This window comes from Longimicrobium sp. (assembly GCA_036389135.1).
Classification (GTDB): domain Bacteria; phylum Gemmatimonadota; class Gemmatimonadetes; order Longimicrobiales; family Longimicrobiaceae; genus Longimicrobium.
This window is the reverse complement of the sequence record DASVQP010000088.1, coordinates 1-2048: the sequence shown is the minus strand read 5'-3', so window position 1 is coordinate 2048 and position 2048 is coordinate 1. Positions and strand designations below refer to the sequence as shown.

The following is a 2048-nucleotide window of genomic DNA, read 5'->3' as shown; positions in this document are numbered from 1 at the left end:
GGAACCCGGCCCTGCGTGAAGCGGCAACCGGCGTGCGTGGGAGGTCCGGTCAGCCGCGCCCTTATGTCCGGCCTGCTGCGCGGCACCTGCCGCTGGCTGGCCATCATGGGTGTGCGCATGCGTGTCAGGCGCCAAGCTGTTCGGCGTGCTCGAGGCACACGACTCTCACCGGCCTTTGCCTGAAACTGCTCGACCTGCAGCCCTTCCCATCACGCCGTTCAGCGCTTGCCGCCGGATCGTGCGGGCTCGCGCCCGCCGCCTACCATGCGCGCCCGTGCGTCACGCCGTTGGCGCGGCCGGCGCGACGCCGCCCCTCGCGCGGTAGACCTCGTGGCGCGCCATCACCGCCCAGGCGATGCGCGCCATCTTGTTGGCCAGGGCCACCGTCACATGCCGAACAGGACGCCGCTCCAGCAGCCCCCGCACCCACGCCCCCGCGGCGCTGTTCCACCGCCCGGCGCGGCACACCATCGAGGTGGCGCCGAGCACCAGCAACGTCCGGATCTCCCGGTTGCCCGCCTTGGTGATCCGGCCAAGGCGGGTCTTGCCGCCGCTCGAGTGCTGGCGCGGCACCAGCCCCAGCCAGGCCGCGAAATGCCGCGCGCTCTTGAAGCCCCCGATGCCGTCCCCGACCGTGGCCGCGGTCAGCGAGGCGGTGATCGGCCCGATGCCGGGGATCGTGGCCAGGCGTCGAGCCGTGTCGTCGTGCCGAGCGTGCGCGACGATCCGCCGCTCCAGGCCCTCGATCCGCTCCGCCGTGGCGCGACGGCGCTCGCGCAGTTCAACGAAGGCTTTGCGTGCCTGCTCCGGAATGCCCTCGTCCTCCTCCACCAGCGCCACCAGCTCCTCGAGCTTGTCCATGCCCTTCGGCACGACCAGGCCGAACTCGGCTGCCAGCCCGCGCATGGCATTGGCCAGCATGGTCTCTTGCTTGACCAGCAGGGACCGCACCGAATGCAGGGCAAGGACGCCCTGCTGCTCCAGGCTCTTCACGGCGACGAACTTCGCGTCGGGCCGGGACGCGGCGGCGCAGATCGCCGCGGCGTCCGCCGGGTCGTTCTTCTTGCCCCGCTTGACGAACGGCTTCGTCGCCTCGGACGCGATCAGCTTCACCTCGTGGCCGAGCCCGCCCAGCACGCGAGCCCAGTGATGGGCTGCACCGCACGCCTCCATCACCACGGTGCAGCGCGGCTGCCGCTCGAAGAAGGCGACCAGCTCGTCGCGCCGCAGCTTGCGCTTGAGTTGGACCTCGCCCCGCGCGTCGACGCCATGGAGGTGGAAGATGGACTTGGCGGTGTCGATGCCGATCATGCTGATGCTCATCGCGGGCGGCTCCCTTGATGCGGATCCTGACGACCGCACCTTGGCAAATCGATGCCGTTGGGGGCCGTCCACCCCAGCTGTTTGAGTGCGCCTCTGCGCCCGATCCCCATCTGATCCCTGGTGAAACCATGATCCGCCCGGCGGGGCGGGGTGAAGGGAAGATGTGGACCAAGGCGCATCGGGCGCGGCACGACGCGCGCCTGAAGGAGGTTGTGTCGATGCACGCCGTCGGCCAGGTGGCGCGGTGGCTGGAGCGCGCGGACCCGCCGCGCAGCGCGCGGGCGACGCCCTATGCGGCGGTGGTGCGCGGGCTGGCCTGGCACCTGCGGGTGGGCGGGGCCTGGCGGGCGCTGCCCTCCGGCCTGGTGCATTGGCGCACGGCCTACGGCTGGCTCCGGCGCTGGCTGGGGCTGGGCCTGTTCGAGGCCCTGCTGCGCCAGGTCGCGGGGCTGCGCCGCCGCGCTGCGGGCCGCAAGCCCGAGCCCCGCCTGGCCGTCATCGACACCCAATCCGTCGAGTGCATCCCCGTGCGCGGCCCCCGCGGCTACGACGCGGCCAAGAAGGTGCTCGGGCGCAAGCGCGTGGCCCTGGTGGACGCGGACGGCACCTGGCTGGCCGTGGCCGTCGTGCCCGCGAACGTGCAGGACCGGGACTGCCTGGACGCGCTGACGCCGGGCAAGCAGGCCTGGCCGAGCCTGCGCGAGGCGGTGCTGGACGGCGCCTTC

At 72.5% G+C, this 2048-nt stretch carries 2 protein-coding genes; one reads left to right on the top strand and one right to left on the bottom strand.

Annotated features, from left to right (window positions below; translation table 11 throughout):
- Positions 1–279 precede the first annotated feature (279 nt).
- On the bottom strand, positions 280–1323 hold the full coding sequence (locus VF584_20090; protein ID HEX8212488.1) for an IS110 family transposase: 1044 nt from the start codon (positions 1321–1323) through the stop codon (positions 280–282).
- 128 nt (positions 1324–1451) lie between these two features.
- On the opposite strand from VF584_20090, the gene VF584_20085 reads away from it, so the two are divergent.
- The coding region (locus VF584_20085; protein ID HEX8212487.1) for a transposase at positions 1452–2048 on the top strand (597 nt) is incomplete at its 3' end.

Bases quoted from the DNA above. Each gene is read 5' to 3' on its own strand.
- VF584_20090 (HEX8212488.1), bottom strand. From the start codon at position 1,323: ATGAGCATCAGCATGATCGGCATCGACACCGCCAAGTCCATCTTCCAC.